Origin of the sequence: Streptomyces noursei ATCC 11455 (genome assembly GCF_001704275.1) — a bacterium.
Lineage (GTDB): Bacteria > Actinomycetota > Actinomycetes > Streptomycetales > Streptomycetaceae > Streptomyces > Streptomyces noursei.
Map to the genome: position 1 here is coordinate 2,776,321 of NZ_CP011533.1, position 22,442 is coordinate 2,798,762.

Consider the following 22,442-nt stretch of genomic DNA (forward strand, 5'->3'; position numbering starts at 1 on the left):
TTCACCTTTCGTCCTGCACGGGCTGCACGTCCTGCACGGGTTGTTCGGTCGTGGCGGAGCGGCGGGGCCGTCCGCGTTCCCTGACCACGGGTTCGCCGACCGCGTACCGCGCGAGGGCCGGCCGCGGTACGACGCCCTGTTCGGTGCGCTCGGCGAGTCCCAGCGCCACCAGCCTGTCCAGCGCCTGCTCGACGAGTTCGGGCTCCGCTCCCGGTTCCCTCGCCGACTTGGACCAGAACCCGCCGTGCTCCACGGCCATTTCCCGTACGCGGGCCGCCAGCTCCGCCGGTTCGACGGCCCCGGCCGCCCGGGCCAGGTGCCCCGCCAGCAGCAGGGTGATGTGACCGTGGGTGCCCTGTTCCGGCATGCGCGCGTCCGTGAGGTGGTCCATCGGGTCGACCATGGCAATGCCCTCGGCCCGGACCTCCGGGACGAGTCCCGTCAGCTCGTTTATGCGGGCGGTGATGAAGCCGCGCTGCCGGGTCAGGTAGGCCAGTTCGTCGTCGGTCAGGTCGTCGTAGTACAGCACCGGGTCGTCCAGCAGGATGCGGGTCAGTTTCCAGCGGACCGCCCGGAACCTGAGCTCGTCGCTGTCGAGCACGGTCGACGCGGTCATCTCCACCAGGCGCTCCTCGAAGCCCTCGGCCTCGACTATGGAGGGACCCCGCAGGGACGCGGGCATCCCGGCCAGCACGCGCCGCCGCACGTCGTACAGCACGTCGCCCGATCCGCTGACATAGGCGTCCTCGTCGCCGGCGACCCGCCGCAGCACCCCGAGCCGCAGCAGCAGGCGGACGACGGCCGCGAGGTCGAGGCGCTCGTCGCGCCGCTCCAGAGTGAACGTGATCCCGGCGGCGACGAGTTCGGGATCGGCGGCGGCCAGGACGACCTGCTCGGCGAGGCGTCCGAGCGCCACCTGCCACTCGCCCCGTTCCAGCGCGGCCAGGGCCAGGCAGAGCAGGACGTAGCGGCGGCGGGTGAAGGGCAGGGCGCTGCGGGCGGCCTCGCGCGCCGGGTGCGTGGCGTCGGTGAGGGTGCCCGGCGTCTTGCGCAGCCGTGCGGCATCGGCGTCCGTGCGCAGCGTCCAGCCGACGTTGCGTTCGAACCACTCCCGCAGCTCGGCGGTGTGCCGGCGCACCAGCTTGAACTCGTCGGCGTACGGTCCGTCGGCGGTGAGCAGCGGCTCCTTCAGCAGGGCGCGTGCAGCCTTCTGGAGATCGGCCTGCCGCTGGCCGTCGAGGACCTCGGCGAGGGGGCCGCTCATCGGTCCTCCGCAAGCTGGGGAGCGGTGTCCCGACGCGGTGCAGGGAGGGGAACCGGTGCCGATGCCGGTGCGGCGCGGTCACCCTGCCCCGACGTGAGGTCGACGATGTCGATCAGGTGGTCGGGGCCGCAGAACACACCGTCGGGAGTGCGCACTTCGGCTGTCGATCCGTCGTCGAGGGCGGTCAGCCGGATCTCCATCGAACCGTCCCCGCTGGTGGCCGCGGTGGTGGTCGTGCCCGGCCGCCAGGTGGCGAGCGCGTCGCCGAGCAGCCGCAGGAACAACTGGAAGGCGAGCGGTTCGAGTTCGCCGAGCCGGGACAGCCGCACCGGTCCGCCCGTCACGAGGCGGTCCCGTGCCCGCCTGGTCTCCTCCATCTGCCGGGCGGCGATCTCGGCGAGCCGGCGCTTCGCCTCACCCCGGTCGGCCACCCGGCGCGGCCTGCCGCGCCGTTCGTAGCTGCCGGTGCGGCGCAACTGGGGGCTGATCCTGAGCGGTCGCGCCTCGCTCCACGGGGTGGAGGCCGGTTCCGGGGCGGCCGTCCGTTCGGCGAGGGTATCGGCGTCGACGGTGAGGTGCCGGGAGGAGTGCAGCCCGAACGCCACCCGCCACAGCCGGTGCCGGGCCGCGTCGTCTGGCGCCTGGGCGAACCAGCGTGCCAGCGTACGGAAGTCGGCCGAGCGGTCCGAGCGTCCGGCCCGCCGCTCGTTGAGCTGCCGTACGACGGCCAGGAGTTGCGGGATCGAGCTGAGCGCTCGCCCGCGCAGGAGCCTGGCCTGCGACTCCCGTCCCTCCCCCGACACGAACCACTCGGCGAGCCCGGACCACCGCGCGGCCCACCGCTCGTACGCCACAGTCTCCGCCCGCTCGGCGTCCTCAGGGGCGGCGTCGGCGGCCTCGCGGGCGGCGGCGAGCCGCAGCAGCGGACCGACCCGTTCCTGCTCCTCCAGCTCCGCGATCAGCAGAGCGATGCGCCCGCCGAGGGTGATGAGGTCCTGGATGAACCGCTCCAGGTACTGGATCAGCCGGTCCTTGTAGGCGAGGAACGCCTCGACCTCGATACCGTGGAGGTCGATGGTGCGCTGGAGCGAGCCCATGAAGGCACGGGCGTTGTCGGCGAGGTCGGTGAACCGCGCCGTCAGCACGGACAGCGCGACGTACGTCATGGCCGGGTCGGGCTCGTCCTCTGCGGCGATCACCAGGAGCGCCCGCAGCTGCGTGACGATGTCGTGCAGTGCGACCGCCTGGAGTTCGCCGCGCCGCCCCAGGACCTCGTCGTACGTCCCCAACGCCGCCTCGGCGGCCTCACCGGCCCGGGTTAGCTGGTAGATGAACCGCCTGCGGTAGAAGTCCTCGACCGCCGTCACCCGAGCGTGGTCCGGATCGGCCCGCAGGTTGCCCCACCCCACGAGCTTGTCCAGCGCCTGCGTCACCGCTTCGAGGTCGGCGGGCCGGCTCCCCGCGTCCAGGGCTGCGTACACGTCCTCCGGCCGCAGGTGCACCGCGAACCGCTCCTTGGCGGCGAGGAAGGCCCGCATCACCTGGCGGTAGAGGGGGGCGTTGGGGGTGGTGAGGTGGGCGAACGGAGAGTAGTGGCCAGGGGCGGAGGGCTGTGAGTGTTCGGGCGTCAGGGAGGTGTCGGAGGTCATCGTTGATCCATTGTTCCGGAATACTCCCCTGGTTGTGCAGGACATCCGATTCTCATCTGCCGGCCTGCTCACCGCTTTCTTTCCTGTTCCGCCGCAGCCCTACGCCGATGTCACGCTTCGCGCCGGAGAAAGCGCACCGGTTCCGTGAGCACGGCAGCAGCGGACTGGACGTCGGCCAGCCGGGCCGACAAGGTGGCCTCGGCAAGGCGTGGTGGCAGGGCCTCGCCGAACTTCGGGCCGCGTAGTGCGCGTTCGTCGACGTCTGGCAGACACAACCGGTCCGTCATGTCCTTCGTGGCGTCCTTCCAACTGCGCGCGGTGACGTCCTCCCGCAGTCGGATCCAGCGGTCGTTGATGTGCTGCCCCGGCACGACCAGCGTGTCGAGGGTCGAAGCGAGCGTGGCGTTGGCGCGGTGGCCCGCCCAAGTCCACCAGCGCACGTGATCCCGCATGTCCTCAATGATCAAGGTGCCTCCGGGACGCACCCTATCCATGTACTCCTCGCGCGTCCGGTGCAGGGCGCTGGTCGCCCGTTGCGTCATCTTCACGGGCGGGGCCTGACCCAGCAGTACCTGGCGCTCGGCGCGCGTGAGCTCATGGGAACCCGCCGAACCGAACCCGGCGCTGCTCCACTTCGCCTTGCCTCCCCCGTCGACGGGTTCGACGAAGCAACGTCTGCGCCGCCAGTCGATGTAGGTGACCTGCCAGCTCCGGCCGGCCAGCAGAAGCCGACGCGGACCGTCGATCCGCTCGGTGAGGAGGCTGGGGTCGGTTCGGCCGATCTCTGTGCGTCCTTGGAGAACGGTGAACTGCGGAGGTGCGGTGAACACAGCGGTGAGGTTCATGAAGTGGCGGTGTCCGAAGCGCCGCTCGGCCTCCGGCCCGATGAACAGCATGCCGCCGTCCCGGTCCAGGTACCCCTGGTCGACAAGGTGCCAGACAATGGGCTCGGCCGCAGATGTACCGAAGTGGCCGAGTCCGTTCCACCACTCCTGCCACAAGTGCTCGCCGACGCGGTTCTCCTGGAAGCACAGCGCCAGGAGCTGCTGGGCGACGATGTGCCGGGGTTCTGGTGGCTCGATGACCGGTTCCACCCAGCCCTGCGACCACTTGAGCAGCAGTCCGGCCGCGGCCAGCAGACCGTCCTCGTCCAGGGCTGGGAACAGGCAGTTGCGTGCGGCCCCTTGACGGCGTCCGGAGCGGCCGAGGCGCTGGAGGAAGGAGGCGACCGAGGCGGGGGCGTCGATCTGGATGACGCGGTCCAGGTCACCCACGTCGATGCCGAGTTCCAGAGTGCTGGTGGAGATGATCACGCAGTCGCGAGCCTCGGCGAAAGCTGCCTCCGCACGCCGGCGCTCGTCGAGGGAGAGCGAAGCATGCGACAGGAAGGTGGTGACGCCCTCGGCGCGGAGCTTTTCCCCCAGTTCCTCCACGTACCGCCGTGACTCGCAGAAGACGAGGCGCTTCTCGCCACGGTGCAATGCGGCGATGACGGTGGCCGCGTTGTCCAGGGAACCGACGTGGTCGAGTTGGATGTCTCCCGGCGGTGCGGCGATCGGCCCTCCGGATGCCGCAGGCGCGGCTTCGGCTCCGCCCCCTGAAGACGGAGGCTCGATGAGGTGGGGAGCGATGACCTGCCCCGGCCGCTTACTCGCCCCAGAACCTTGCAACCAGGTAAGCAGCGCTTCCGACTCTGGAAGTGAGACACCCGGCGTCACCCATGTGAGGCCGACGTCATGCTTCAGGTATCACAGGGCAACGTGCCGCGGACGCGGCCAACGCCGGGCACGATGCAGGTCAGGCGACTCGTGACCCCGGCCTTTCCGCCTCTTCCGAGCCGTACAGACTGCCCTGCAAATTGGGGCCCGATTCACCTGATCCACAGTCAGCACCAGCGTCGAAAGAGCGTCAGGACGGTCGGTCGCAGGCCGACGAACACGCGACACGCGCCTGCTCCTCATCACCCCGCGTTGCAGGAAGCAGCTGGTCACGCGGTTCTCAAGCACCTTCGCCCCAGTCCACATGATGTTGCTCGGGAAACATGTCGAAGCGATCACCACTTCCCCGTAGCCCCAGTTCAGGAGCCCTTCGCGGCCTTTTCAAGGATCGCCACGCACTCCACATGATGCGTCATCGGGAAGAGGTCGAAGGCCCGCATCCGTCGCGGCGCGTAGCCGACCTCGCGGAAGTATGCGAGATCGCGGGCGAGCGCGGCCGGGTCGCAGGCGACGTAGGCGATGCGGCGGGGGGTGAGGGTGGCGAGGTGGTGGACGGTCTGTTTGCCGGCGCCGGCGCGGGGCGGGTCGAGGACGACGAGGTCGACGTCGGTGATGCCGGTGCGGGGGAGGATCTGCTCGACCTTGCCCTGTTCGATGCGGACGCGGTCGAGGTCGGCGAGGTTGTGGCGGGCGTCCTCGACGGCGCGCTTGCTCGATTCGATGCCGAGGACGGCGCCCTTGTCGCCGACGCGCTCGGCGAGGGCGCCGGCGAAGAGGCCGACGCCGCAGTAGAGGTCGAGGGCCATGTCGCCCCGCTTGGGCATCAGGCCCTGCATGACGGCCTCGACGAGGAGGTCGGCGGCCTTGGGGTGGACCTGCCAGAAGCCGCCGTTGCCGACCCGCCAGGTGCGGCCGGCGGCGCGTTCGCGGACGAAGGGGCGGCCGTGGACGCGGTGGACGCCGCCGTCCTTCTCGTTGACGCGGAGGACGGAGACCGGCTTGTCGAGTTCGACGATCGGGAGGCGGCCGCCGGGGCGGGGGGTGAGGACGACCTGGCGGTCGTGGGAGCCGGTGGCGGCGATCGCCTCGACGGTGGCGATCTGCGGCCAGGTGCGCCGCTCGATGCCGAGTTCGGAGACGCCGGGGGCGGCGATCATGCAGTGGGTGACCGGCTCGATGTCGTGCGAGCGGTGCTTGCGCAGGCCGGGGTGGCCGTCGGCGTCCACGGCGTACTGGACGCGGGTGCGCCAGGCCGGGACCTCGCCCTTGGCGACCTTGTCGCCGGGCGCCGGTTCGACGGTGCCGTCCCAGCCGCTCTCCTCGGGGGTGAGGCCGGCGAGGCGGGCCAGCTGCTCGCTGACGACGGCGGCCTTCAGGCGGCGCTGGGCGCCCGGCGCGGCGTGCTGCCAGTCGCAGCCGCCGCACCGGCCGGGGCCGGAGAACGGGCAGGGTGCCTCGACGCGGTCCTTGGAGGGGGAGAGGATCTCGACGGCGTCGGCGCGCAGGAAGCGGGCGCCCTCCTCGCCGTCGGTGACGCGGGCACGGACGCGTTCGCCGGGCAGGGTGTGCCGGACGAAGAGCACCTGTCCGGTCTCCGTGCGGGCGATGCAGTGCCCGCCGTGCGCGACCGGGCCGATCTCGACCTCGTACTCCTCGCCGACCAGTGACTTCCTGGGTTCCGGCGGCGTGTCCGGCTGCATGGCGGGGAGCTCCTGGGTAGAGGGGACGAAACCGTGACGGTCAGCCTTCGGAGGAAGGCCGACCGTCAATTTTACGGGGTGCGGTGCGGTGCGCCGGCCCGGGCGGAGGGCCGGCGCACCGGGTCACTTCTTGATGGCCGCGGATTCCTTCTCCGACCCGGTGACCTGGCCGCGCCGGACCGCGCCGGGCGCGTCCCACTCGGCGCGCTTGCGGGCGCGCTTCTTGGCGGCTTCGGAGGAGTCGAGCTGCCAGGGCACCGAGGTGACCATGACGCCGGGGGTGAACAGGAGACGTCCCTTCAGGCGCAGTGCGGACTGGTTGTGGAGCAGGTGCTCGTACCAGTGGCCGACGACGTACTCGGGGATGTAGACGGAGACGGCGTCCCGGGGGCTCTCCCGGCGCAGCGACTTGACGTAGTCGATGATCGGCCGGGTGATCTCGCGGTACGGGGAGGCGAGGACCTTCAGCGGGACCTCGATGCCGCGGCGCTCCCACTCGTCGCGCAGGGCCCGGGTGTCGGCCTGGTCGACGTCGACGCTGACCGCTTCGAGGGAGTCCGAGCGCATCAGCTTGGCGTAGTTCAGGGCGCGCAGGGTGGGCTTGTGGAGCTTGGAGACCAGGACGATGGCGTGCACGCGGGAGGGGCGGACCACGTCGTCGTCGGGCATGTCCGGGGCGGCGATCTCGTCGGACACCCGGTCGTAGTGGCGGCGGATCGCGGTCATGGTCACGAAGAAGATGACCATGCCGAGGAGGGCGACCCAGGCGCCGTGGGTGAACTTCGTCAGGAGGACGACGACGAGGACGAGGCCGGTGAAGAAGGCACCGAAGGCGTTGATGGCGCGGGAGCGGTACATCTTGCGGCGCTTGGCGGGGTCCTTCTCGCCCACCAGGTGGCGGTTCCAGTGCCGGACCATGCCGATCTGGCTGAGGGTGAAGGAGACGAAGACGCCGACGATGTAGAGCTGGATCAGGCGGGTGGAGTCCGCGCCGTAGAGGTAGACCAGGACGGTGGCGGCGCCGGCCAGCAGGACGATGCCGTTGGAGAAGGCCAGCCGGTCGCCGCGGGTGTGCAGCTGGCGCGGCAGGTAGCGGTCCTGGGCGAGGATCGAGCCGAGCAGCGGGAAGCCGTTGTAGGCGGTGTTGGCGGCGAGGAAGAGGACCAGCGCGGTGGCCGCGGCCAGCACGACGAAGAGGAAGCTGCCCTTGCCGAAGACCGCCTCGGCGACCTGCGAGATGACCGGGTTCTGGGTGTAGCCGGAGCCCAGCGGCTTGCCGTTGTTCAACAGGTCGGTGGCCGGGTTCTCGGCCATCCGGACGTGGGTGGTCATGGCCAGCGCGATGATGCCGCAGAACATGGTGACGGCCAGCCCGCCCATGAGGGCGAGGGTGGTCGCGGCGTTCTTCGACTTCGGCTTGCGGAAGGCGGGCACGCCGTTGGAGATCGCCTCGACGCCGGTGAGCGCGGCGCAGCCGGAGGAGAAGGCGCGCAGCAGCAGGAAGATCAGGGCGAAGCCGGCGAGGCCGCCCTGCTCGGCGTGGATGGTGTAGTCGGCGGTGGGCGCCTTCATGGTGTCGCCGAGGACCAGGCCGCGGATCGCGCCCCAGAGGATCATGATGAAGACGCCGGCCACGAAGACGTACGTGGGGATCGCGAAGAGCTTGCCGGACTCCTTGACGCCGCGCAGGTTCATCAAGGTCAGCAGCACGATGATGGCGATGGCGCACAGCGTCTTGTGCTCGACGACGAACGGGACCGCGGAGCCGAGGTTCTCCACTCCTGAGGAGATGGAGACCGCGACGGTCAGGACGTAGTCGACCAGCAGCGCGCTGGCGACGGTCAGGCCCGCCTTCGGCCCGAGGTTGGTGGTGGCGACCTCGTAGTCGCCGCCGCCGCTCGGGTAGGCGTGCACGTTCTGCCGGTACGACGCGACGACGGTGAACATCAGCACCACGACCGCGACCGCGATCCACGGGCTGAAGTGGTACGCCGAGACTCCCGCCACGGACAGGACCAGCAGCACCTCGCCGGGCGCGTACGCCACGGAGGAGAGCGGGTCGGAGGCGAAGACGGGGAGTGCGATGCGCTTGGGGAGAAGGGTCTCCGCCAACCTGTCGCTGCGCAGTGCGCGCCCGATCAAGATCCGTTTGGGCACGTCGGTCAGTTTGGACACCAGAGGATGCTAAGCCTTCGTCAAGGTCTGCGCCCACCCGCAACCCGGATGGGTGGAGGCACTCGAATGCGCCACCATGCACAACCCCCCTCGACTCCGCATCCGATACGCGGCACCTCCACAGCATCTACACGATTCGTACACAGTGGCACCGTCGATACAGGGAACCCCGCGGGCCCGGATTCCGTGGTGGACGTCACGGCGCCCGGGCGTGTCGCGGGGCGTGCGCTCACTCCCCGCGCAACGCCGGACGCGGCCGACGGGACAGCAGATCGCCCAGCCCCTCCCGGGTCGCCGCCAGCAGCACCACGTCCTGCGGCCGCAGCACGTAGTCGTCCAGCTCGTCCGCCAGGTGCGCCGGCTCCGGCCCGTCGCCGGGTCGCGGCGCACCCGCCTCGGGCTCCACCGCCGGCTCGTCGGGCGCGGAATTGTCCACGGCCAGCACCCGCAGCCGCCCCGGCCGCAGCACCTCGCCGACCGTCCGCCCCTCCAGGGCGGCATGGCCGCGCACCTCGACGCGGGCGACCAGCAGCACCCGCCGCTCCACCGGGATCGCCCCCAGGATCTCGCGGCCCATCATCGCCCCGGCGAAGGCCGGCGCCGCCAGGAAGGAGACGCTGCGGCTGCGGGTCCGCGCGCCCGGATGGGCCGCGCGCAGCGTCCGGTACACGGCGGCGGCGAACCCGTCGTCGAACAGCCGCAGGGTCACCCGCAACCGCGGATTGACCGACCGGGCATACAGCGCGGCCTCCAGATTGGTGGTGTCCTCGCTGGTCAACGCCAGCAGGGTGCGGGCCCGGTCGGCCAGCGCGGCCTCCAGCACCCCCTCCTGCGTCACGTCCCCCACGACCGTCGGCACCCGCAGCCGCCGCGCCAGGGCGATCCCGCGCGCCTCCGGATCGGCCTCGATGCACACCACCGGGATCCGCATCTCGTGCAGCCGCGCCAACACCCGGGTACCGATCTTCCCCAGCCCCAGCAGCACCACGTGCCCGGACAGCCCGCGCGGCGGCCGGCGCAGCGCCGAGGCACTGCGGAACGTCCCCAGCCCCTCGAACGCCGCCGCCACCAGCACCGGCAGCAGCAACAGCCCGACCAGCCCGGACAGCAGCTGGAGCAGTTTGCGGGCCAGCGGCTCCCGGAGCGCCGGCTCGTTGATCGCGAACAGGTCCAGCAACGTGAGGTACGCGGCGTGCCACGGCGGCACACGGGTCGTCAGGGACTCGGCGACGGCCAGCGCCAGCACCGCCCCCACGATGCCGGCCAGCGACCAGCGCAACCGCCGGGAGAAGAAGGAGGCGAGCGGCGCGCCCCGGCCCCGCAGCCGGCGCGGCCGCACCGTCCGCCCCGTATAGGCGACGGTCTCCAGCACGACCCGGCCGCAGCCCGTGGCCGCCCCGGCGGTGGCGTCGTCCGGCAGCAGCACCGGCCCCTCGTCCCCGGGGGCCGCGCCGGGCGGGACGGCCGCATCACCGGGCGGGTCGCCGGGTGACGGCGACAGCAGCGCCAGGGTGCACAGCCGCCGCGCCCCCGCCGGACCGGACTGCCCCGGCGCACGCTCCACGGCGCGCAGCATCAGCCCGTCCGCCTCGATGACCTTGCTGGTGCCGGCGACCGCGGTGGCCACCAGCGCCGGCGCGACGGTGTCCGCGTCGGACAGCACCATGGTCGACGCATCGACCCGCGGCGCCCGGGCACCGCCCCCGCCGCCGCTCGCCGCGACCGCCGCGGCCTGGTCCAGCAACTCCTCCAGATGCTGGCCGAGTTTGCGGTTGTAGAGCCGGATGACCAGCCGCAGCCGGGGATTGAGACGGCGGGCCCGCAGCGCGGCATGGATGTTGAGATCGTCGTCGTCGTGGACCAGCGCCAGGGCGCCCGCCTCCGCGATGCCCGCCTCGGTCAGCGCCGCCTCGTCGACCTGCGCCGCCACCTGGACCCGTATCGGCTCCGGCGGCGCCTCGCCGTCCTCGCGCGCCACCGTGGGCGGCGGCAGACCCGGCGCCGCCCCCGGACCGGTCCGCGCCACCACCGCCGACATCCGGCCGAGCAGCGCGGAGGCCCGGCCCAGGCCACGGGACGCCGCGGGGACGCGGGGCCGTTGCGGCTCCCGCGCGGACGGCACGATCAGCGTCACCCGTTCGCGGTAGACGTCGCGCAGCTCGACGGCGAGCCGATGGGCCAACGCGTCATCGCCGCACACCACCATGTGCGGCGCAGGAGAGCCCTGTTGGGGCTGATGTGGCAGTTGTGGCACACGTCGTAGCGTGCCCTAACCGCCCGTCCCGGCGCAGCAAGCCGCACGATCCCACACCACCCGCCGCCGGCCCCCACCACCAACCGGCTCCTACCGCGCCCCCTACCGGACCCGCCATTACGGCTACGGTTGTACCGGACCACGGTGCGGCCGGCGCTCCCGTCTGACGCACCGGGCCGAGGTCACAGACCGCGGCCCCGCGTCGCCGGTACGTCGGAGAAGGAAGTAGTGAGCAGGGTGTTTGGGCAGGTCAGCGCGCTAGTACAGGGCACGGGGTAACCAGCATGCACATCGTCATCATGGGGTGCGGCCGGGTGGGCTCCGCGCTCGCGCAGACCCTGGAGAGCCAGGGCCACACCATCGCGGTGATCGACCAGGACCCGACCGCGTTCCGCCGCCTCGGCTCCGCCTTCGGCGGCCGCCGCGTCACCGGCGTCGGCTTCGACCAGGACACCCTCCGGGAAGCCGGCATCGAGGAGGCGGGCGCCTTCGCCGCCGTCTCCAGCGGCGACAACTCCAACATCATCGCCGCCCGAGTGGCCCGCGAGATGTTCGGCGTGGAGAACGTCGCGGCCCGGATCTACGACCCCCGCCGCGCCGAGGTCTACCAGCGCCTGGGCATCCCCACCGTCGCCACCGTCCGCTGGACCGCCGACCAGATGCTGCGCCGGCTGCTCCCCTCCGGCGCCGAACCCCTCTGGCGCGACCCCAGCGGCGGCGTCCAGCTGGCCGAGGTCCACACCGCCCCGTCCTGGGTCGGCCACAAGATCAGCAAACTGCAGGAGGAGACCGGAGTCCGCGTCGCCTTCCTCACCCGCCTGGGCGAGGCCATGCTGCCGACCTCCCAGACGGTCCTCCAGGAAGGCGACCTGGTGCACGTGATGATGCGCACCGACGAAGTCGAAAAGGTCGAGGCGGCATTCGCCCAGGGCCCCGAGGAGGCGCACGCATGAGGGTCGCCATTGCAGGCGCCGGCGCAGTGGGTCGCTCCATCGCCGGCGAACTCCTGGAAAACGGTCACGAGATCCTGCTCATCGACAAGGCGCCCACCGCCATCTCCGTCGAGCGGGTACCGCTCGCCGAATGGCTGCTGGCCGACGCCTGCGAGATCACCTCGCTCGACGAAGCCGCGCTCCAGCGCTGCAACGTCGTCATCGCCGCCACCGGCGACGACAAGGTCAACCTCGTCGTCTCCCTGCTCGCCAAGACCGAGTACGGCGTGCCGCGGGTCGTCGCCCGCGTCAACAACCCCAAGAACGAGTGGCTGTTCAACGAGGCGTGGGGCGTCGACGTCGCCGTCTCCACCCCCCGGCTGATGTCCGCCCTGGTCGAGGAGGCCGTCAGCGTCGGCGACCTCGTCCGACTGCTGCGCTTCAGCCACGGCGACGCCAACCTCGTCGAGCTGACCCTCCCCCCGGAGGCCGCCCTCGCCGGCACCCGGGTCGGCGACGTCGACTGGCCCGAGGACACCTCGCTGGTGACGATCATCCGCGGCACCCGCGTCCTGACCCCCAACAAGGACGACGCCCTCGAAGCCGGCGACGAACTCCTCTTCGTCGCCGCCCAGTCCCGCGAGGAACAGCTCGAGGACCTGCTGTCGGTCCGCCGCGACGACAGCTGAGCCGCCCCGCACCACACGAAGGGCCCGGAAGCCACACGGCTCCCGGGCCCTTCGTCACACCTCGCGCGGCGGCTCAGCGGCGATGCCGCGGCCCCTCCTGCGGACGGTCCACGGCCACCGGCGGCCCCGGCGTCGCCAACCGCTCCCGCAGGGCCTCCTCGGCCTTCTCCTGCGCCTCCATCTCCGCGAACACGTCGATCGGCGCCGGCGCCTTCACCAGGAACAGCCACGTCAGATACACCGCCAGCAGGAACGGCGGGATCTTCAGCGCCACCAGCACCCACCCCAGCTGCGTGGTGTCCGCCCACCAGTACAGCGGGAACAGGACCATGCACTTGGCGAGCAGGATCAGGCCCCACGCCCAGCTGGCCTTGGCGTACGCCTTCTTCCGCCCCGGATTACGGGTCCGCCAAGAGAGGTTCTCCTTGAACACCGGCCCGAGGATCAACCCGATCAACGGCACCCCCGCGAGGGTGGTGACGATGTAGGCGAGGGCCAAGCCCAGCGTGTACAGCATCCCCGGCAGATAGAAATCCTTGGCGTTGCCGGTCATCATCGCGAAGACCACGCCGAAAGCCACCCCGAAGACGCCGCTGAAGGCGTGCTTGACGGTGTCCCTCCGCACCAGGCGCACCGCACACAGCACCAACGACACGGCCAGCGCCGCGATCGCCGAGACGTGCAGATCCTTGTTGACCGTGAAGATCGCGACGAACAGCAGACCCGGCAGAACCGTCTCCACCATGCCGCGCACGCCACCGAACGCCTCGAAGAGCGCCGCCTCCGTCACCTGCCTGCCCTCGGCATCAGAGCCCCCACCCGACGCCGGCGGTGCGGCGGCGGCCGGAACGCCCACGGGACGGTCAACGGGGGCGGAAGCCTCAGGCTCAGTGGTCGGTCGGTCGTACGACGTCACCGGCTACTCCTGTCCGAGCGGTCGCAGTTCGTACTTGGGATTGAAGAGCACCCGGCGCCCGTGACTCAACGAGATCCGGCCCGAGGCGATGAGCTTACGGCCCGGCTCGATCCCGACGATGGAACGGCGACCCAGCCACACCACGTCGAGCGCCGCGGAGCCGTCGAACAGCTCCGCCTCCAGCGCGGGCACACCGGCACGCGGCCGCAGCGTCACATGCCGCAGGGTGCCGGAGACCTTCACTATCTGACGGTCGTCGCAGTCGCATATCCGGGTACACCCCGTGGCCTGCGCATCCTCCTGCAATTCTGCGGACTGCAGCTCCTCCTCGGAGGACGACAGCCTGTCGAGCATCCGGCGGAACCGGCCGGCCGGCTTCTCGGGTCGGGTCCCAGCACTCATAAACCCAGCGTACCGGGGCCCGCGCGGCCTCCCCCGCACCCCGCACCAGCCCCCCGCCCCCCACGTTCACCCCTCGAAGCGACGCCCGGCCCACGGACCGGCCACCGGGCCGTCCCCCACGAACAGCCCCGACCGCCGGCCGCACCCGGGCCGCCCCGCGTTCACCCCTCGAAGCGATACCCCATCCCCGGCTCCGTGATGAAGTGCCGCGGATGCGACGGATCACCCTCCAGCTTCCGCCGCAGCTGCGCCATGTACACCCGCAGGTAATTGGTCTCCGTCCCGTACGACGGACCCCACACCTCCTGCAACAACTGCTTCTGGCTCACCAGGCGGCCCTGGTTGCGCACCAGCACCTCCAGCAGGTGCCACTCCGTGGGCGTCAGACGAATGTCCCGGCCACCCCGGTTGACCTTCTTCGCCGCCAGATCGACCGTGAACCCCTCGGTCTCCACGATCACCTCGTCGTCCGCCGGCCCCGTCGGCTCCGCCCGGCGCACCGCCGCCCGCAACCGCGCCAGCAGCTCGTCCATCCCGAACGGCTTGGTCACATAGTCGTCCGCCCCCGCGTCCAGCGCCTCGACCTTCTCGTCCGACGTCTGCCGCGCGGACAGCACCAAGATCGGCACCCGGGACCAGCCCCGCAGCCCCTTGATGACCTCCACACCGTCCATATCGGGCAGTCCCAGGTCCAGGACCACGACATCGGGATGGCGGGCCGCGGCAAGCTTCAAGGCGGTGGCCCCGTCGGGGGCCGCGTCCACCTCGTACTTGCGCGCCTTCAGGTTGATCACAAGGGCGCGAACGATTTGCGGCTCGTCATCAACCACAAGCACCCGGTTCACTGGCGTTCTCCTCGCGGTGTCGGTCGCCGACGGGCGACGCCCGCCGGCCAAGTGGTGTGTGCGGCCGGTACCGCCCGGCCGGTGTCATGGCCCCCTCCCGGGCCGCGCGGCGGACACGCCCCGTCACCGGAGCGCGACCGTATACCGCCGCAGGTACCTCCGCCGTGGCCACGACTCATGTCGTCGCCTGCGCCGGAAGATCAGGACGGACCGGCGGGACCCCCGCGGCGGTCGGCAACGTCAGCACCATCGTCATCCCACCCCCCGGAGTGTCCTCCGCGGCCAACGTCCCACCGATCGCCTCCGCGAAACCGCGCGCCACGGCCAGCCCCAGCCCCACCCCGGCACCCCGCGGAGCATCCCCGTACCGCTGGAACGGCTCGAAGATCCGGTCCTTCGCGCTGTCCGGCACGCCCGGGCCCCGGTCCGCGATCCGCAACTCCACCCGGTCACCGAGCGCACTGGCCGCAACCAGCACCGCCTCACCGTCCGGGCTGTACTTCACGGCGTTCTCCACCAGATTGGCCACCGACCGCTCCAGCAGCCCCGGATCCACCGCCACCATCGGCAGCTCCTCCGGGATGTCCAACGTGACGCTGCCCTCCGGGACCCCGCCCAGCGCCATCGGCACCACCTCGTCCAGATCGATCTCCCGAATCAGCGGCGTCACCGTGCCGGTCTGCAGACGCGACATGTCCAGCAGATTGCCCACCAGATGATCGAGCCGGTCGGCGCCCGCCTCGATCCCCTCCAGCAGCTCCGCCTCGTCCTCCTCCGACCACGCCACGTCATCCGACCGCAACGACGTCACCGACGCCTTGATGCCCGCCAGCGGCGTCCGCAGATCGTGACTGACCGCGGCCAGCAACGCCGTCCGGATCCGGTTCCCCTCGGCCAGCTCCCGGGCCCGCTCGGCCTCCCCCACCAACCGCTGCCGATCCAGCACCACCGCGGCCTGCGCGGCGAACGCCGACAGCACCCGACGGTCCTCCGCCGGCAGCACCCGACCGGTCAGCGTCAACGCCATGTGGTCCCCCACCGGCACATCGACGTCCGCGTCCTCCGGGCGCGCGAGCGACGGCGCACTGCCGTCACCACCGGCCCGGCCCGCACACGTCCACGGCTCCACCTCGCTGCGCCGCTCCAGCAGCACCACGGTGTCCATCCCGAACGTCTCCCGCACCCGCTCCAGCAGCGCGTCCAACGTGGTCTCACCCCGCAGCACGCTCCCCGCCAGGAACGACAGGATCTCCGACTCGGCCCGCAACCGGGCCGCCTGATGCGTCCGCCGGGCGGCCAGATCCACCACCGACGCCACCGACACCGCCACCGCGAAGAAGATCGCGATCGCCACGATGTTCTTCGGATCGCTGACCGTGAGCGTATGGGTGGGCGGAGTGAAGTAGAAGTTCAACAACAACGACCCGACCGCCGCCGACGCCAGCGCCGGCAGCTGCCCACCGAGCAGCGCCGCCACCACCGTCAGGAACAGGAACAGCAGCACGTCATTGGCCAGCCCCGGACCGTTCGAAAGCCGCGTGAGCAGCAACGACAGCAGCACCGGACCGCCGACGCCGATCAGCCAACCGGCGATGATCCGGGACCGTCCCAGCCGCGCCCCCCGCGCCACCGGCAGCCCCCGGCCCTTGGCCACCTCGTCGTGCGTCACGATGTGCACATCGAGATCCGGCCCGGACTCCCGGGCCACGGTCGCCCCCACGCCCGGCCCGAACATGTACTGCCACGCCTTGCGGCGGCTCGACCCCAGCACGATCTGGGTGGCGTTCACACCCCGCGCGAACTCCAGCAGCGCACCCGGTATGTCGTCCCCGATGACGTGATGAAACGTCCCTCCCAGGTCCTCCACCAGCGTCCGCTGAACGGCGAGCTCCTTCGGCGACGCCGACGTCAGCCCGTCACTGCGGGCGATGTAGACGGCGAGCACCTCACTGCCCGAGCCCTTCGCGGCCATCCGGGCGGCCCGACGGATCAGCGTCCGACCCTCCGGCCCGCCGGTCAGGCCGACCACGATCCGCTCCCGCGCCTGCCAGGTCGAACGGATCGAATGCTCCGCCCGGTACTGCTGGAGGTACTCGTCGACCCGGTCGGCCACCCACAGCAGCGCCAGCTCCCGCAGCGCGGTGAGGTTGCCCGGCCGGAAGTAGTTCGACAGCGCCGCGTCGACCTTGTCCGACTGGTAGATGTTGCCGTGCGCCATCCGCCGCCGGATCGCCTGCGGGGACATGTCGACCAGCTCGATCTGATCGGCGCGGCGGACGATCTCGTCCGGCACCGTCTCCCGCTGCCGCACACCCGTTATCGACTCGACGACGTCCCCGAGCGACTCCAGATGCTGGATGTTGACCGTCGAGATCACCGTGATCCCGGCTTCCAGCAGCTCCTCCACGTCCTGCCAACGCTTGCCGTTGCGGGACCCGGGAACATTGGTGTGCGCCAGCTCGTCCACCAGCGCCACGGCGGGCTTGCGCTCCAGCACCGCATCGACGTCCATCTCGGTGAACGTCGAACCCCGGTACTCCAGCTCCCGCCGCTGGACCTGCTCCAGCCCGTGCAGCATGACCTCGGTACGGGGCCTGCCATGGTGCTCGACGAACGCCACGACGACATCCGTACCGCGCTCCACACGCCGGTGTGCCTCGGACAGCATCGCGTACGTCTTGCCGACGCCCGGTGCCGCGCCGAGGTATATCCGTAGCTTGCCGCGTGCCATGGCCCCATTGTCTTACGTGAAGGTCGCCCCCACCGGGCTGGACCTGATGCGACCCTACCGACCCTTCCCAGGAAAAAACGCCCAGGTAGCGGCTTCCCGCCCGGTCTTGACGCGACTCTGATACGGCCTCTGACCTGGGGCCGATCGGGGGTGGCGGGCTTTTCGGGCAAGGACTGCGGGGGTGGGCGGAGCACGGTTGGCGAGGGGAACGTCCGCGGCCGGAGGGACGTTGGCGGCCGAGGGGTGACGACGGGGCAGAAGGGTGACGCCGTCGGCATGAGCAGGGCGGGCGGCGAGGAAGGCGGGGGCCGGCGGGACCGCCGAAAGGACCGCGCGGGCGACTCGGCGGGAGCGGTGGGTGGACGGGTGGGTGGACGGGTGGGTGGACGGGTGGGTGGCCCGGTACCCGGCCGGGGTGGCATGCGGGGCCGGGCGCCCCTCAGAAGTGCCCACCAGAGGTGCGATTGGCCGAAACAAAACCATCGCGCCCGCCGATCGGCCGCTGTAACGATGCCCGCATGACCCCCACACCCTCCGAACGCCCCGCCGGAGCGACCGAGATACACCTCGCCCACACCGCCGAGCTGGACACCGCCACCCTCAAGGCCGCCCGCATCCTCCTCTACGACGTCTTCGACGACATGACCGCCGAGGACTGGGAGCACTCCCTCGGCGGCCTGCACGCCCTCGTCCACGAAGGCGGCGAACTGATCGGACACGCCGCCGTCGTCCAGCGCCGGCTGCTGCACAACGGCCGGGCACTGCGCTGCGGCTATGTGGAGGGCGTCGGGGTCCGCGCGGACCGCCGCGGGCGGGGCCACGGCGCGGCCATGATGGACGCCCTGGAGCAGGTCATCCACAACGCCTACGACCTCGGCGCGCTCGGCGCCGCCGACGAGGCCGCCACCTTCTACGCCGCCCGCGGCTGGCAGCTCTGGCGCGGCCCCTCCTCGGCCCTCACACCGGACGGCATCCAGCGCACCCCGGACGAGGACGGCGCCCTCCACGTCCTCGCCACCTCCGCGCCGTTGGACCTCGAAGGTGAGCTGACGTGCGACTGGCGCGAGGGGGATGTTTGGTAGGGGGAGCGGGGGTGGGGCGGGGGAGGGCTTGGCTCAGGGGAGCTCCCCGGGTGGGGGGGAAAGCCCCCCTCCCCTCCCCTCCCCTCACCTCACCCCTCACCCCTCACCAGCCACCGTGACCACCCCGTCCTCCAGCTCCAGCACCCGGTCGGCGAAGGTCAGGAGGGTGGCATCGTGCGTGGCGACGAGCGCCGTGACGCCCTCGCTGCGGACGACGGCACGCAGCAGTTCCATGACCTCCAGACCGGTTTCGGCGTCGAGTTGTCCCGTCGGCTCGTCGGCGAGGAGCAGCGCGGGACGGTTGGCGAGAGCGCGGGCTATGGCAACGCGCTGTTGCTGGCCGCCGGAGAGCTCGCCCGGGCGCTGGGCGGCGTGGTCGGCGAGGCCCACCAGGGACAGCAGGAGTGCGACGCGCGCTTCGCGCTCCCGTGCTGGGACCTTCCGCAGCCGCAGCGGTACCCCGACGTTCTCGGCGGCGCTGAGTATGGGTATGAGTCCGAAGGTCTGGAAGACGAAGCCGATGCGGTCGCGGCGCATCGTCAGCAGCCCGTCCTCCTTGAGGTCGGCCAAGGGCGTGCCGTCGACGGTGATCCGCCCGGAGTCCGGGGTGTCGAGGCCGCCGATGAGGTTGAGGAGCGTGGTCTTGCCGGATCCGGAGCGGCCGCGCAGGGCGACCAGTTCGCCGCGTGGGACGCTGCAGGCCACGCCGCGCAGGGCGGGTACGGCTCCCGTTCCCGTCCCGTAGCTGCGGTGGAGATCCTCGACGACGACCATCGGCTCTGCCTCCTCCGCGTCCTCTGCATTCTCCGCCTTCTCCGGCGCGACGTCGGCGGAGGCGATGGCCGTGCCCTCGATCGCCGTACCGCCGTTCCCCCTACTGCTCCTGCCCATGATGCGTCCCCCGCTCTGGTCGTGGTCTCGCCGACGAACCACCCGCGTCACCTCCGACTGACCTGACATCCCGCCCAGTTGGATGCGACGAGGACCGAACGAGACTCCGGTGTCGGCGTGTTGTCCGTCGGTTGCGAAACAGTATGAGGATCGGGCGCTTGAGCCGGCAACGCCTGTGGATAACCCTGGGACGACCGGGGCCACCCCAGCGGCAACTCGGGGAAACAGCAGGTCAGATGTGGTCCAGGCGCGGCGGGCGTGCGAAGCGCCGGACACTGCGGTTGGTGCGGCATGCGATGGGGCGGCCCCGGGGAAGTGCTTCCCTGGGGCCGCCCCTTTGTGCGGCGGTGAGGCATCGCGTGTGGTGTCTCAGTAAGCCACCGTCCGTCACCGCTGTCCCTGTGTCAGGTCCCGGAGTGCCACGTTCAGCTCCAGGACGTTGACGCGGGGCTCTCCCATGAAGCCGAGCTGGCGTCCCTGGACGTGGTCCTGGACGAGCTTCTCGATCTCGTCGGCGGAGCGGTGGTTCTCCTTGGCGATGCGGTTGACCTGGAGGAGCGCGTACTCGGGGGAGATGTCCGGGTCGAGGCCGGAGCCGGAGGAGGTCACGGCGTCGGCCGGTACCTGGGACTCGGGGACGCCGTAGGTGGTGGCGACCCACTGCTTGCGTTCCTTGACGGCCTTGATGAGGTCGGTGTTGGTGGCGCCCAGGTTGGAGGCGCCGGAGACCTGCAGGTCGTACTGGGGGTTGACGGGGGGCGTCGCCTTCCGGTTGCTGCCCAGTCCGGCGGAGGGCCGGGGCTGGAAGTACCGGAGGTCCGGGATCGGGTCGCCCTTCTTGTCGGTGCCCTTGTCGTAGCGCTGACCGAGGAGGGAGGAGCCGACGACCTTGCCGTGGGAGGTGACCTCGGAGCCGTTGGCCTTGCCGGAGAAGGCGGCCTGGGCGACTCCGGTGACCACCAGGGGGTAGATCACGCCGCAGACCACGGTGAGGACGAGCAGGGCGCGCAGGCCCGCGGTCAGCAACCGGGCGGTGTTGCGTACGGAGTTGTTCATGGCGGTCACCCGATTCCGGGGATGAGGGAGATCAGCAGGTCGATGATTTTGATGCCGATGAACGGTGCGATGAGGCCGCCCAGTCCGTACACGGCGAGGTTGCGGCGGAGCATCTTGTCGGCGCTGACGGGCCGGTAGCGCACGCCCTTGAGGGCGAGCGGCACGAGGGCGACGATGATCAGGGCGTTGAAGATGATCGCGGACAGGATGGCCGAGTTGGGGCTGGACAGCCGCATGATGTTGAGGGTGTCCAGGCCGGGGTAGGCCACGGCGAACATCGCGGGGATGATCGCGAAGTACTTGGCGACGTCGTTGGCGATGGAGAAGGTCGTCAGGGCGCCTCGGGTGATGAGGAGTTGCTTGCCGATCTCGACGATCTCGATGAGCTTGGTCGGGTTGGAGTCGAGGTCGACCATGTTGCCGGCTTCCTTCGCGGCGGAAGTGCCGGTGTTCATGGCCACGCCGACGTCGGCCTGGGCCAGCGCGGGGGCGTCGTTGGTGCCGTCGCCGGTCATGGCGACGAGCTTGCCGCCGGCCTGCTCGCGCTTGATGAGCGCCATCTTGTCCTCGGGCGTGGCCTCGGCGAGGAAGTCGTCCACGCCGGCCTCGTCGGCGATGGCCTTGGCGGTCAGCGGGTTGTCACCCGTGATCATGACCGTCTTGATGCCCATCTTGCGCAGCTCTTCGAAGCGTTCGCGCATGCCCTCCTTGACGACGTCCTTGAGGTGGATGACGCCGAGGACGCGGGGGCCGCTTTCGTCTTCCAGGGCGACGAGCAGCGGGGTGCCGCCGGCCTGGGAGATGGTGTCGGCGAGTTGCCGGGCGTCGTCGGTGAGGGTGCCGCCGCGTTCCTCGACCCAGGTGAGGACGGATCCGGTGGCGCCCTTGCGGACCTTGCGGCCGTCGACGTCGACGCCGGACATGCGGGTCTGTGCGGTGAACGGGATCCATTCGGCGCCCGTCAACGTGTCGGCGCTGAACTCACCCTCGCGCAGTCCGTACTTCTCCTTGGCGAGTTGGACGATGGAGCGTCCTTCGGGGGTTTCGTCGGCGAGTGACGACAGTTGGGCCGCGTCGGCGAGTTCTGCCTCGGTGGCGCCGTGGACGGGGACGAACTCGGAGGCGCGACGGTTGCCGTAGGTGATGGTGCCGGTCTTGTCGAGCAGCAATGTCGATACGTCGCCTGCGGCTTCGACGGCGCGTCCGGACATGGCCAGGACGTTGCGCTGGACGAGCCGGTCCATGCCGGCGATGCCGATGGCGGAGAGCAGCGCGCCGATGGTGGTGGGGATGAGGCAGACCAGCAGGGCGAGCAGCACGATCATGGGCTGTTCGGCGCCGGCGTAGATGGCGAACGGCTGGAGGGTGACGACGGCCAGCAGGAAGACGATGGTGAGGGACGCGAGGAGGATGTTCAGCGCGATCTCGTTGGGGGTCTTCTGGCGGGCGGCGCCTTCGACGAGGTTGATCATCCGGTCGATGAAGGTCTCGCCGGGCTTCGTCGTGATCTTGATGACGATGCGGTCGGAGAGGACCTTGGTGCCGCCGGTGACGGCGGAGCGGTCGCCGCCGGATTCGCGGATGACGGGTGCGGATTCGCCGGTGATGGCGGATTCGTCGACGGAGGCGACGCCTTCGACGACGTCGCCGTCGCCGGGGATGATGTCGCCGGCTTCGCAGACGACGAGGTCGCCGACGCGGAGTTCGGTGCCGGGTACCTGTTCTTCTTCGGTGCCGTTGAGGCGGCGGGCGACGGTGTCGGTCTTGGCCTTGCGGAGAGTGTCGGCCTGTGCCTTGCCGCGGCCTTCGGCGACGGCTTCGGCGAGGTTGGCGAAGATGACGGTGAGCCAAAGCCAGGCGGCGATGGCCCAGCCGAACCAGTTGGTGGGTGCGGCACAGGCGAATATCGTGGTGAGGACGGAGCCGACCTCGACGACGAACATGACGGGTGATTTGACCATCACCCGCGGGTCGAGCTTGCGCAGGGCGTCCGGCAGTGAGACGAGCAGTTGCTTGGGGTCGAAGAGACCACTGCCCACGCGGCCGTCGCCGGGCTGCTGCCCGCTGGTGGCGTCCTGCTGCGGAGCGCGGGTCGGAGTGGCGGTGGACATGGGGCCGGACTCCTCCGGTTTCACGGG

15 protein-coding genes and 1 pseudogene are annotated in these 22,442 nt (G+C 70.9%); 3 read left to right on the forward strand and 13 right to left on the reverse strand.

Translation table 11 applies throughout. The features are described 5' to 3' along the window. Position 1: 1 nt before the first annotated feature. The 6 genes and pseudogenes from SNOUR_RS11560 to SNOUR_RS11585 all read right to left on the reverse strand — a co-directional run bounded on the left by SNOUR_RS11560 (position 2) and on the right by SNOUR_RS11585 (position 10,712). A complete protein-coding gene (locus SNOUR_RS11560; protein ID WP_067346261.1) occupies positions 2-1,264 on the reverse strand; it encodes a TIGR02678 family protein in 1,263 nt (420 codons plus the stop codon). Further along, entirely contained in the window at positions 1,261-2,913 is a 1,653-nt protein-coding gene (locus tag SNOUR_RS11565; protein WP_079142534.1) for a TIGR02677 family protein, read from the reverse strand. The genes SNOUR_RS11560 and SNOUR_RS11565 overlap by 4 nt, the downstream gene beginning before the upstream one ends. 110 nt (positions 2,914-3,023) lie before the next feature. After that, positions 3,024-4,595, reverse strand: a pseudogene (locus tag SNOUR_RS11570) (helicase-related protein); the annotation flags it as partial. 395 nt (positions 4,596-4,990) lie between these two features. Then, positions 4,991-6,331, reverse strand: a complete 1,341-nt coding sequence (locus tag SNOUR_RS11575) for a class I SAM-dependent RNA methyltransferase (RefSeq protein ID WP_067346263.1) — start codon at positions 6,329-6,331, stop codon at positions 4,991-4,993. 123 nt (positions 6,332-6,454) lie between these two features. Further along, complete coding sequence (locus SNOUR_RS11580; RefSeq protein WP_067346265.1) at positions 6,455-8,506, reverse strand: APC family permease; 2,052 nt, start codon at positions 8,504-8,506, stop codon at positions 6,455-6,457. Positions 8,507-8,735: 229 nt separating this feature from the next. Further along, positions 8,736-10,712, reverse strand: a complete 1,977-nt coding sequence (locus tag SNOUR_RS11585) for an NAD-binding protein (RefSeq protein ID WP_067346266.1) — start codon at positions 10,710-10,712, stop codon at positions 8,736-8,738. Positions 10,713-11,044: 332 nt separating this feature from the next. On the opposite strand from SNOUR_RS11585, the gene SNOUR_RS11590 reads away from it, so the two are divergent. Both SNOUR_RS11590 and SNOUR_RS11595 read left to right on the forward strand, forming a co-directional pair. Further along, positions 11,045-11,713 carry a potassium channel family protein gene (locus SNOUR_RS11590; RefSeq protein WP_067346269.1) on the forward strand — a complete coding sequence of 223 codons (669 nt, stop codon included), beginning with the start codon at positions 11,045-11,047 and terminating at the stop codon, positions 11,711-11,713. Then, on the forward strand, positions 11,710-12,381 hold the full coding sequence (locus tag SNOUR_RS11595; protein WP_039631978.1) for a potassium channel family protein: 672 nt from the start codon (positions 11,710-11,712) through the stop codon (positions 12,379-12,381). Before SNOUR_RS11590 ends, SNOUR_RS11595 begins: the two co-directional genes overlap by 4 nt. Before the next feature lie 73 nt (positions 12,382-12,454). Here SNOUR_RS11595 and SNOUR_RS11600 read toward each other — a convergent pair whose 3' ends face one another. The 4 genes from SNOUR_RS11600 to SNOUR_RS11615 all read right to left on the reverse strand — a co-directional run bounded on the left by SNOUR_RS11600 (position 12,455) and on the right by SNOUR_RS11615 (position 17,275). Then, positions 12,455-13,297: a DUF3159 domain-containing protein gene (locus SNOUR_RS11600; protein ID WP_099055683.1), complete on the reverse strand. Its 843-nt coding sequence runs from the start codon at positions 13,295-13,297 to the stop codon at positions 12,455-12,457. A 3-nt stretch (positions 13,298-13,300) separates the two neighbouring features. Beyond that, the gene (locus tag SNOUR_RS11605; protein ID WP_052286700.1) at positions 13,301-13,699 is read right to left on the reverse strand and encodes an OB-fold nucleic acid binding domain-containing protein; all 399 of its coding nucleotides are present in this window, start codon (positions 13,697-13,699) and stop codon (positions 13,301-13,303) included. 161 nt (positions 13,700-13,860) lie between these two features. Further along, positions 13,861-14,544: a response regulator gene (locus SNOUR_RS11610; protein ID WP_016570936.1), complete on the reverse strand. Its 684-nt coding sequence runs from the start codon at positions 14,542-14,544 to the stop codon at positions 13,861-13,863. A gap of 175 nt (positions 14,545-14,719) precedes the next feature. Further along, positions 14,720-17,275, reverse strand: coding sequence for a DUF4118 domain-containing protein (locus SNOUR_RS11615; RefSeq protein ID WP_067346272.1), 2,556 nt, complete (start codon positions 17,273-17,275; stop codon positions 14,720-14,722). Between the two features lie 518 nt (positions 17,276-17,793). On the opposite strand from SNOUR_RS11615, the gene SNOUR_RS11620 reads away from it, so the two are divergent. Further along, positions 17,794-18,357 (forward strand): GNAT family N-acetyltransferase, encoded by a 564-nt coding sequence (locus SNOUR_RS11620; protein ID WP_067346274.1) that lies wholly within the window; start codon positions 17,794-17,796, stop codon positions 18,355-18,357. A 96-nt stretch (positions 18,358-18,453) separates the two neighbouring features. Here the strand turns inward: SNOUR_RS11620 and SNOUR_RS11625 are convergent, their stop codons facing one another. The 3 genes from SNOUR_RS11625 to kdpB form a co-directional block, all read right to left on the reverse strand. Next, the gene (locus SNOUR_RS11625; RefSeq protein WP_079142538.1) at positions 18,454-19,248 is read right to left on the reverse strand and encodes an ABC transporter ATP-binding protein; all 795 of its coding nucleotides are present in this window, start codon (positions 19,246-19,248) and stop codon (positions 18,454-18,456) included. A 387-nt stretch (positions 19,249-19,635) separates the two neighbouring features. Further along, positions 19,636-20,304, reverse strand: coding sequence for a potassium-transporting ATPase subunit KdpC (gene kdpC / locus SNOUR_RS11630; protein ID WP_067358162.1), 669 nt, complete (start codon positions 20,302-20,304; stop codon positions 19,636-19,638). A gap of 5 nt (positions 20,305-20,309) precedes the next feature. Next, positions 20,310-22,415: a potassium-transporting ATPase subunit KdpB gene (kdpB, locus tag SNOUR_RS11635; RefSeq protein WP_079143403.1), complete on the reverse strand. Its 2,106-nt coding sequence runs from the start codon at positions 22,413-22,415 to the stop codon at positions 20,310-20,312. Between the last annotated feature and the right edge of the window lie 27 nt (positions 22,416-22,442).

Excerpts from the sequence above, each read along its gene's own strand:
- SNOUR_RS11560 (WP_067346261.1), bottom strand. The coding sequence starts at position 1,264 with ATGAGCGGCCCCCTCGCCGAGGTCCTCGACGGCCAGCGGCAGGCCGAT.
- SNOUR_RS11565 (WP_079142534.1), bottom strand. The coding sequence starts at position 2,913 with ATGACCTCCGACACCTCCCTGACGCCCGAACACTCACAGCCCTCCGCC.
- SNOUR_RS11575 (WP_067346263.1), bottom strand. The coding sequence starts at position 6,331 with ATGCAGCCGGACACGCCGCCGGAACCCAGGAAGTCACTGGTCGGCGAG.
- SNOUR_RS11585 (WP_067346266.1), bottom strand. The coding sequence starts at position 10,712 with ATGGTGGTGTGCGGCGATGACGCGTTGGCCCATCGGCTCGCCGTCGAG.
- SNOUR_RS11590 (WP_067346269.1), top strand. The coding sequence starts at position 11,045 with ATGCACATCGTCATCATGGGGTGCGGCCGGGTGGGCTCCGCGCTCGCG.
- SNOUR_RS11595 (WP_039631978.1), top strand. The coding sequence starts at position 11,710 with ATGAGGGTCGCCATTGCAGGCGCCGGCGCAGTGGGTCGCTCCATCGCC.
- SNOUR_RS11605 (WP_052286700.1), bottom strand. The coding sequence starts at position 13,699 with ATGAGTGCTGGGACCCGACCCGAGAAGCCGGCCGGCCGGTTCCGCCGG.
- SNOUR_RS11615 (WP_067346272.1), bottom strand. The coding sequence starts at position 17,275 with ATGGCACGCGGCAAGCTACGGATATACCTCGGCGCGGCACCGGGCGTC.
- SNOUR_RS11620 (WP_067346274.1), top strand. The coding sequence starts at position 17,794 with ATGACCCCCACACCCTCCGAACGCCCCGCCGGAGCGACCGAGATACAC.
- SNOUR_RS11625 (WP_079142538.1), bottom strand. The coding sequence starts at position 19,248 with ATGGGCAGGAGCAGTAGGGGGAACGGCGGTACGGCGATCGAGGGCACG.
- kdpC (WP_067358162.1), bottom strand. The coding sequence starts at position 20,304 with ATGAACAACTCCGTACGCAACACCGCCCGGTTGCTGACCGCGGGCCTG.
- kdpB (WP_079143403.1), bottom strand. The coding sequence starts at position 22,415 with ATGTCCACCGCCACTCCGACCCGCGCTCCGCAGCAGGACGCCACCAGC.